Origin of the sequence: Streptomyces hydrogenans (assembly GCF_014656075.1) — a bacterium.
GTDB classification, from domain to species: domain Bacteria; phylum Actinomycetota; class Actinomycetes; order Streptomycetales; family Streptomycetaceae; genus Streptomyces; species Streptomyces hydrogenans.
This window is the reverse complement of the sequence record NZ_BNBS01000076.1, coordinates 1-8,008: the sequence shown is the minus strand read 5'-3', so window position 1 is coordinate 8,008 and position 8,008 is coordinate 1. Positions and strand designations below refer to the sequence as shown.

Annotated in this window: 10 protein-coding genes; 2 read left to right on the top strand and 8 right to left on the bottom strand. The window is 73.0% G+C overall.

Annotation, left to right across the window (positions count from 1 at the left end; genetic code table 11):
• Positions 1 to 147: 147 nt before the first annotated feature.
• Genes IE321_RS27080 through IE321_RS27070 form a run of 3 tightly spaced genes read right to left on the bottom strand, consistent with a single transcriptional unit; the run spans position 148 to position 2,013 of the window.
• Positions 148 to 915, bottom strand: coding sequence for a DUF3710 domain-containing protein (locus IE321_RS27080; protein ID WP_043230239.1), 768 nt, complete (start codon positions 913 to 915; stop codon positions 148 to 150).
• Position 916: 1 nt separating this feature from the next.
• Entirely contained in the window at positions 917 to 1,429 is a 513-nt protein-coding gene (gene dut, locus IE321_RS27075; protein WP_043230240.1) for a dUTP diphosphatase, read from the bottom strand.
• Entirely contained in the window at positions 1,429 to 2,013 is a 585-nt protein-coding gene (locus IE321_RS27070; RefSeq protein ID WP_043230241.1) for a PaaI family thioesterase, read from the bottom strand. The genes dut and IE321_RS27070 overlap by 1 nt, the downstream gene beginning before the upstream one ends.
• Before the next feature lie 58 nt (positions 2,014 to 2,071).
• Here IE321_RS27070 and IE321_RS27065 point away from each other — a divergent pair, with 58 nt between their 5' ends.
• The gene (locus IE321_RS27065) at positions 2,072 to 2,599 is read left to right on the top strand and encodes a DUF3093 domain-containing protein (RefSeq protein WP_043230243.1); all 528 of its coding nucleotides are present in this window, start codon (positions 2,072 to 2,074) and stop codon (positions 2,597 to 2,599) included.
• Positions 2,600 to 2,762: 163 nt separating this feature from the next.
• Here the strand turns inward: IE321_RS27065 and IE321_RS27060 are convergent, their stop codons facing one another.
• From IE321_RS27060 to IE321_RS27045, 4 genes are all read right to left on the bottom strand, one after another.
• Positions 2,763 to 3,824 (bottom strand): hypothetical protein, encoded by a 1,062-nt coding sequence (locus IE321_RS27060; RefSeq protein ID WP_190224865.1) that lies wholly within the window; start codon positions 3,822 to 3,824, stop codon positions 2,763 to 2,765.
• A gap of 13 nt (positions 3,825 to 3,837) precedes the next feature.
• The gene (locus tag IE321_RS27055; protein ID WP_003955561.1) at positions 3,838 to 4,134 is read right to left on the bottom strand and encodes a DUF4193 domain-containing protein; all 297 of its coding nucleotides are present in this window, start codon (positions 4,132 to 4,134) and stop codon (positions 3,838 to 3,840) included.
• A gap of 396 nt (positions 4,135 to 4,530) precedes the next feature.
• Positions 4,531 to 5,769: a sensor histidine kinase gene (locus IE321_RS27050; protein ID WP_043230246.1), complete on the bottom strand. Its 1,239-nt coding sequence runs from the start codon at positions 5,767 to 5,769 to the stop codon at positions 4,531 to 4,533.
• A gap of 4 nt (positions 5,770 to 5,773) precedes the next feature.
• Entirely contained in the window at positions 5,774 to 6,427 is a 654-nt protein-coding gene (locus IE321_RS27045; RefSeq protein WP_030496297.1) for a response regulator transcription factor, read from the bottom strand.
• 430 nt (positions 6,428 to 6,857) lie between these two features.
• Here IE321_RS27045 and IE321_RS27040 point away from each other — a divergent pair, with 430 nt between their 5' ends.
• A complete protein-coding gene (locus tag IE321_RS27040) occupies positions 6,858 to 7,040 on the top strand; it encodes a hypothetical protein (RefSeq protein ID WP_043230249.1) in 183 nt (60 codons plus the stop codon).
• A gap of 82 nt (positions 7,041 to 7,122) precedes the next feature.
• Here IE321_RS27040 and IE321_RS27035 read toward each other — a convergent pair whose 3' ends face one another.
• A complete protein-coding gene (locus IE321_RS27035) occupies positions 7,123 to 7,932 on the bottom strand; it encodes an inositol monophosphatase family protein (RefSeq protein ID WP_190224864.1) in 810 nt (269 codons plus the stop codon).
• Positions 7,933 to 8,008: the final 76 nt, after the last annotated feature.

Below are 8,008 nucleotides of genomic sequence, written 5' to 3'. Positions count from 1 at the left end.
GGCCAGTGTCGGGCCGGAGGGCCGAAATCAGGCCGGGGGCCGAGGTCAGGCCGGTAGGCCGAAAAGGCCGATGGGCCGCCGCCCGTACGTCGTGCGTACGGGCGGCGGCCCATCGGACCGGATGTCCCGAAGGGTTTCGGGGGCGCGTCAGCGGATCTCGGAGATCTCCGGGCCGCGCTGGAGCTGGCCCATACCGCCGGAGAAGCGGGACCCGGCCTGCTCCTCCTGCTGGACGCCGTCCGGCACCATCTGCGCGTCGTTGGGCAGCTTGAGGACGATCGGGTCGCGCGGGGCCATCGGACCCTCGCCGCGGGCGACCACGGTGTCCCGGACGATCTGCTCCAGCAGACCGGCCGCCTCGGGCTGGACCGCGCCCTGGCCGGAGATGACACCGCGCAGGAACCAGCGCGGGCCGTCGACGCCGACGAAGCGCACGATCTGCACGCCGCGGTTGCCGTCGGGCAGCTGGACGGGGACCTGCGCGCGCAGCTCCCAGCCGAGCGGGCCCTCGACCTCGTCGATGGCGCCGCCCTGCTGGACGATGCCGGTGGCGATCTCCTCGCGGACCTCGCCCCAGATGCCTTCCTTCTTGGGCGCCGCGAACGCCTGGAGCTGCACGGCGCTGTCGCGCAGCACGATGGTCGCGGCGACGATCGCGTCCCCGGCCACCTCCACGCGGAGTTCCATGCCCTCGACACCGGGCACGTAGAGGCCGCCGAGGTCGACGCGCCCCTCCTCGGGCTTGGCGACCTCGGAGATGTCCCACGGGCCGTCGGGCCGGGGCGCCGGCGGAAGGTTCACCTTGCGCGGCTGGTCGGCCGCGTCCACGGCGTCCTCACCCTCCACGGCGTCGACGACCTGCTCGACCTCGCCCGCCTCGTCGGCGGCACCGCTCTTCTTGCGACGTCCGAACACGTCACTGTCCTTCCCGGTCGGATACGACCGAAGCGTATCGATTCCCACCCGTCGTGCCGTCCACGGCGGCATGACCGCCGGTGGACCCGAAGCCCCCCTCGGCCCGCGCCGAGCCGGGAAGCTCCGCCACCTCGTGGAAGCGCACCTTCTCGACCTGCTGGACGACCAGTTGGGCAATCCGGTCGAACCGTTCGAACCGGACGCTCTCGCGCGGGTCGAGATTGACCACGATCACCTTGATCTCTCCACGGTACCCGGCATCCACCGTCCCCGGGGCATTCACGAGCGCGACTCCGCAGCGGGCGGCCAGTCCGGAGCGGGGGTGGACGAAGGCGGCGTAGCCGTCGGGGAGGGCGATCGAGACCCCGGTGGGCAGCACCGCGCGCTCGCCGGGAGCCAGCACGGCGGCCTCGGTGGTGACGAGGTCGGCGCCGGCGTCGCCGGGGTGGCCGTAGGCCGGGATCGGCACGTCCGGGTCCACCCGGCGGATCAGCACGTCGACGGGAGGGCGCATCAGGGGTTCACCTCGAAGGCGCGGGCGCGCCGGACCTGGTCGGGATCGGACATGGCGGCCTGGATCTCCTCCGGCCTGCCGTTGTCGATGAAGTGCTCGACCTTGACCTCGACGAACATGGCGTCGGCGCGGACGGCGACGGGGCCGTCGGGGCCGCCGATGCGGCCGGTGGCGGTCGAGTAGATCTTGCGGCCGTGGACGGCGGTGACCTCGGCCTGGAGGTGCAGGACGGTGCCGACCGGCACGGGCCGGCGGAAGTCGGTCTCCAGGCGGCCGGTCACGGCGATGACGCGGAGCAGCCAGTTCAGGGAGCCGAGGGTCTCGTCGAGCGCGGTGGCGAGGATGCCGCCGTGGGCGAGGCCGGGGGCGCCCTGGTGGTCGGCGGTCACGGTGAACTCGGCGGTGACGGTCACGCCCTCGCCCGCGCGGGCGTCCAGGTGGAGCCCGTGGGGCTGTCCGTCGCCGCACCCGAAGCAGTGGCCGTAGTGCGAGCCGAGCGGCTCGCCGGGGGCGGGCGCGTCCGGGTGGCGGGTGGGCGCCACGGCGTCGGCCGGCGGGGTGAGGGCGGCAGATGTTGCAGTCACAGGCGCAGACCTTACCCGCGCGGCCGGGCGCGGGGCGCGCCGTGCCAAGCTTGGACGCATGCAGCCTTCCGCACCGTCCTCACCGTCCGGCGCCTCCTCCCCCGGGTCGTCCGCGTCGCCCTCCGCGTCCCCGGCGGCGCCGCGTTTCGACGAGCGGCTGACCGTGCCCGGTTCCTGGTGGGTCATCGTGGGTCTGCTGGCGGTCTCCGGCGGTCTCGTCACCTTCCCGCTGGGGACGGTGCCGATGCTGGGCGGTCTGATCGTGGCGGGCGTGGCGGCCGGTGTGGCGGCGTCCTCGTACGGCTCGGCGCGGATCCGCGTGGTGGCCGGTTCGCTGGTGGCGGGCGAGGCCCGGGTGCCGGTGTCGGCGCTCGGCGCGGTCGAGGTGCTGGACGCGGAGGAGGCGCGCGCCTGGCGCATGCACAAGGCCGATCCGCGCGCCTTCATGCTGATGCGCAGCTATGTGCCGCGGGCGGTGCGGATCGTGGTCACGGACCCGGCGGACCCGACGCCGTACCTGTACCTGTCGAGCCGTGACCCGGAGGGTCTGGCGGCCGCCGTGGAGGCGGTACGGGGCGAGGGCTGAGCCCTCCGGCCCCGCGGGGGTCCGTCCCGGAGCCGCTCCGGCGGCCCGGGGCGGTCTGGTCGTCCCAGGGCGGTCCTGTCGTCCGTCACGGGAGTCTGGCTCGTCCGTCACGGGCGGTCCTGTCGTCCGTCACGGGGGTCTGGTCGTCCGGTTCCGGGGCGGTCTAGAAGCCCAGCTCCTTGGGGTTCTCCGGCTGCTCCAGCGGGGGCAGCTCCACCAGCCTGTCCCAGGAGACCTGGCGGGCTCTGAGGTCCTTGCGGATGTGGCCGGCGAGTTTCTTGGTGTCGCGCCGGTTCATGACCGCGCCGACGGCCGCGCCCACCATGAACGGGGTGAGGTTCGGCAGGTTGCGGACCATGCGCTTCATGATCTGCTGGCGCAGTTCGCGCTTGAGCTGCCCGCCGAGGGCCGCGTTGATCGTCGTGGGCTTGGTGGGGTCGATGCCCCGCTCCTCGGCCCAGGAGGTCAGATAGGCGGCCGAGCGCTGGGGCAGGGTGCCGGGCGGCCGCAGGCCGTAGATCTCGTGGAGTTCGGCGATGAGCTTGAGCTCGATCGCGGCGACGCCGGTGATCTCCGCGGCCAGCTCGGCCGGCATGGCCGGCGGGACGGGGAGCATGGCGGCGGCGCCGATGCCCGCGCCGACGGTCGAGCTCGCGTTGGCCGCGCCGAAGACGAGTTTGTCGGCCAGCTCCTCGGGGCCGAGCCCGGGGAACTGCTTGCGCAGGGTCGCGAGGTCGCGGACGGGGACGCGCGGGGCCAGGTCGATCAGGCGGTCGGCGAGATAGCCGATGCCTGCCTTGGCTCCGTCGCCGCTCCGCTTCACGCCCTGCTTGACGCCTTCCACGCTGCGGCGGACGGCGTCGATGCGCGCGGCGTCGATCCTGATGCGGTCGAGTTGTGCGCGTGCCGGGTTGGCCAGCCGCCTGACGGCGTCCAGCCTGCCGTGACGGCTGTCGTCACGGCCCTCGGGCGCCTCGGGGTCCGAGGAGCCTTCGGGGTCCCGCTCCGCGGGGAGCGGTGCCTCGCCCCGACCCGGGGCGGCAGCTTCGAGCGAGGCCGTGGGGCCCCGCTCGTCGTCCGCCACGCCGAGGGAGGGCAGGGGGGCGGCCTGCTCGACGTCGGGAGCCTCCAGGGCGCCCTCCGACGGGCCTGTGCCGCCCTTGTACGTCCGGGGCTTCACGGGAAGCCTCAGACGCCGCTTCCGGGACGGTGTGTCGCCTGCCACGGCCGCGCCTAACTCAGTCGCAGTCGCGGCAGATCGGCTGGCCGTTCTTCTCGCGCGCCAGCTGGCTGCGGTGGTGCACGAGGAAGCAGCTCATGCAGGTGAACTCGTCGGCCTGCTTGGGCAGGACCCGGACGGCGAGCTCTTCGTTCGAGAGATCGGCGCCCGGGAGTTCCAGGCCCTCGGCGGCCTCGAACTCATCGACGTCGACCGTCGAGGTCGACTTGTCGTTCCGACGAGCCTTGAGCTCCTCGAGGCTGTCCGAGTCGACGTCGTCGTCGGTCTTGCGTGGGGTGTCGTAATCCGTTGCCATGTCGCTCTCCCCCTCTGGGTGGTTGCGGTGTCTCAGCGCACGTAACGCGTGAGAGGTCGGACTTGTGCCCGACCTGAGGCGCAGATTTTGCCTCACATCAAGGTCTGTTACTCAATCGACACCCGTCCCGAGCACTTCACGAGTGATCGGGTACGAGTGGCGAAGCGGACCGTACACGGTCCTCGGGGCGTTCGTGTGGAGCGCCACCCCGTGTACTTTCCGCCGGTCAACGCCCGGGAAACCCGGACTTTTCCGGGTTTTCCCGCGGAATTCACGGTCACTGAGCGCGATCCTTCGGGTACGCACGCTTGTGATCGATCACACACGGGCGTCTCAGGGCGGGGGTCCCGGAATTCCGCTCAAAGCGAACAGATCGGGCTTCGCCCCTGCAGTCTGTCAGATCGGCAGAGTGACACGCATCACCAGGCCGCCGCCCTCGCGGGGCTCCGCGCTGATGCGTCCGCCGTGCGCCCGGGCCACCGAGCGCGCGATCGACAGGCCGAGGCCGACGCCCTTGTCGCTGCCGGTGCGCTCCTGGCGGAGTCTGCGGAACGGCTCGAAGAGGTTGTCGATCTCGTACGCGGGGACCACCGGGCCCGTGTTGGACACCGTGAGCACCGCCTCGCCGCGCTTGACCTCGGTGTCGACCTCGACCCAGCCCCCGTCCGGGACGTTGTACCGCACGGCGTTCTGGAGCAGGTTCAGGGCGATCCGCTCCAGCAGCACGCCGTTGCCCTGGACGACGACCGGGGCCCGCTCGCCGCGGATCTCCACGCCCTTCGTCACGGCCTCGCCGTGCACCTGGTCGACGGCCCGCTCGGCGACCTCCGCGAGGTCGACCGGTTTGCGCTCGACGATCTGGTTGTCGCTGCGGGCGAGCAGCAGCAGGCCCTCGACCAGCTGCTCGCTGCGCTCGTTGGTGGCCAGCAGCGTCTTGCCGAGCTGCTGGAGCTCCACCGGCGCCCCGGGGTCGGAGAGGTGGACCTCCAGGAGCGTGCGGTTGATCGCCAGCGGCGTGCGCAGCTCGTGCGAGGCGTTGGCGACGAAGCGCTGCTGGGCGGTGAAGGCGCGCTCCAGGCGCTCCAGCATCTCGTCGAAGGTGTCCGCGAGCTCCTTCAGCTCGTCGTCCGGGCCGTCCAGCTCGATCCGGCGGGCCAGGTCGGAGCCGGCCACCTGGCGGGCGGTCCGGGTGATCCGGCCGAGCGGCGAGAGCACCCGGCCCGCCATGGCGTAGCCGAAGGCGAAGGCGATGATGCTCAGGCCGAGCAGGGCGAAGAGCGAGCGGCGCAGGAGGTCCTCCAGCGCCCGGTCGGACTGCTGGTGCAGGCAGACGGAGACGGCTTCGTTGAACTGCTCGCCAGTGCCCTTGTCGGGCAGCACGCACCACGAGGTGGTGGGCAGGACCTCGCCCTTGACGATCCTGAACGGCAGCTGGGCGGCGCTGTCGCCGAGGGCCTGCGCGGTGAAGAGGTAGATGATCGACAGCAGCAGGATGCCGGCGATCAGGAACATGCCGCCGTAGAGCAGCGTGAGCCGTATCCGGATGGTCGGCCGGAGCAGCGGCCTGACCGGGTCCCGCGGGTCCCAGGTGGGCTTCGGTGGCGCCTGCGGGTGCGGCGCCGGGGTCGCGGCCATCGGCTCAGATCCGGTAGCCGGAGCCGGGGACGGTGACGATGACCGGCGGCTCGCCCAGTTTGCGGCGCAGGGTCATGACGGTGACCCGGACGACGTTGGTGAACGGGTCGGTGTTCTCGTCCCACGCCTTCTCCAGGAGCTGCTCCGCGGAGACCACGGCGCCCTCGGAGCGCATCAGCACCTCCAGGACGGCGAACTCCTTGGGGGCCAGCTGGACCTCCCGGCCGTCCCGGAAGACCTCCCGGCGGTTGGGGTCGAGCTTGATGCCGGCGCGCTCCAGGACGGGCGGCAGCGGCACCGAGGTGCGGCGGCCGAGGGCGCGCACGCGCGCGGTGAGCTCGGTGAAGGCGAAGGGCTTGGGGAGGTAGTCGTCGGCGCCCAGCTCCAGGCCCTCGACCCGGTCGCTGACGTCGCCGGAGGCGGTGAGCATCAGGATCCGGGTGGGCATGCCGAGCTCGACGATCTTGCGGCAGACGTCGTCGCCGTGGACCAGGGGCAGGTCGCGGTCGAGGACGACGACGTCGTAGTCGTTGACCCCGACGCGCTCCAGGGCGGCGGCGCCGTCGTACACGACGTCGACGGCCATGGCCTCCCGGCGCAGTCCGGTGGCCACCGCATCGGCGAGCAGCTGCTCGTCCTCGACGACGAGTACGCGCACGTCGTTCTTCCTTCCCTCGGCGCTCCGGTCCGGGCGGACCGGTGGGCAATTCTGAGCACTGACTGTGCGTGTCCATCCTGCCCCGGACGCGCGTAAACCGGCTGTAAGACGGCGGTGCGCGGGCTTTCCCCGGGCCGCCGCGGGACTTCCCCCGGTCGGCGGGCGCGCGCGGGCGCGTCAGTCGGCGCGCGAGCCCTTCCGGGAGCCCGCCGGGAAGCCCTTCCGGAAGCCGGCACGAAGAATTCACCTGGTTCGGGCGTCAGTTGAGGTTTCCGTGCGAGGAGGGTTGGGGAGGAGGTTTCCACACCCCGCGATCACACCCTGTCTGTGGCACGCCCACGGCTCTTCCGTCCCCCGGGAGCGACACAGAGCGTGATCCATCCATCCTCGGCACACCCCCCTGTGCCGCCGGACCCACGAGGAGGGGCGCATGGACGCGTTCACCGCAGGACTGCTGCACCGCATCAGGACCACGCAGTCGGACCTCACGCGGGCCCGCGAGACCGGCGACGAGTACCTCGCGGAGGTCGAGCAGGCCGAGCTGGAGGACCTGCACCGACTGGCCGCGGAGCACGGCGTGGAGGTCGCGACGGTCTGCGCGCAGAGCGCCTGAGCGGCGGCACTCCCCCGGGAGTGCCGCGGCGGTGCCCCGGAGCCTCCTCGGTTCCGGGGCACCGCCGTGTCGGGGGCCGGTCTCAGTCGTGCCAGGCGCCCAGCCGGTCGAGCAGCTCCTGGAGGGGCCCGAAAAGCCCCTCGGGGGCCGCTACGGCCAGTTCGCCGGACTCGGGCTGTCCGGGGCGCCCGCCGGTGCGCGCGCCCGCCTCGCGGGCGATCAGGGCCCCCGCGGCGTGGTCCCAGGGGTTGAGCCCGCGCTCGTAGTACGCGTCGAGCCGGCCGGCCGCCACGTCGCAGAGGTCGATGGCGGCCGAGCCGCCGCGCCGGATGTCCCGGACCATCGGCAGGACCTCCCGCAGCACCTCGGCCTGGCGGGCGCGGCGGGTCTGGACGTAGCCGAAGCCGGTGCCGAGCAGGGCCTGGTCGAAGGGGGGCGCGGTGCGGACCGCGAGCCGGCGCTCGCCCAGGTGCGCGCCGCGGCCGAGGACGGCCTGGTACGTCTCGCCGCGCAGCGGGGCCTCGACGACGCCGACGACGGTCTCGCCGTCGAGCTCGGCGGCGATGGAGACCGCCCAGGACGGCAGGCCGTAGAGGTAGTTCACGGTGCCGTCGAGGGGGTCGATGATCCAGCGGACGCCGCTGGTGCCGGGGCTGGCCGCGCCCTCCTCGCCGAGGAGCCCGTCCTGGGGGCGGTGCTCGGCGAGGAAGCCGGTGATCAGCTTCTCGGCGGCGATGTCCATCTCGGTGACGACGTCGATGGCGCTGGTCTTGGTGGCGGCGACGGCGAGGTCCTCGGGCCGGCCGTCGCGCAGCAGGGCGCCGGCCCGGCGGGCGGCCTCCAGGGCCAGCGCGAGGAGTTCGTCGAGCAGGGGTGCGGGGGCGGGGGTCACGGGGTGGCTCCTCACGCGTAGGGGCTGTCGGCGCCGGCGGCCGCGGGGCGCTCGGCACGGGCCGGGCAGCAGCCGA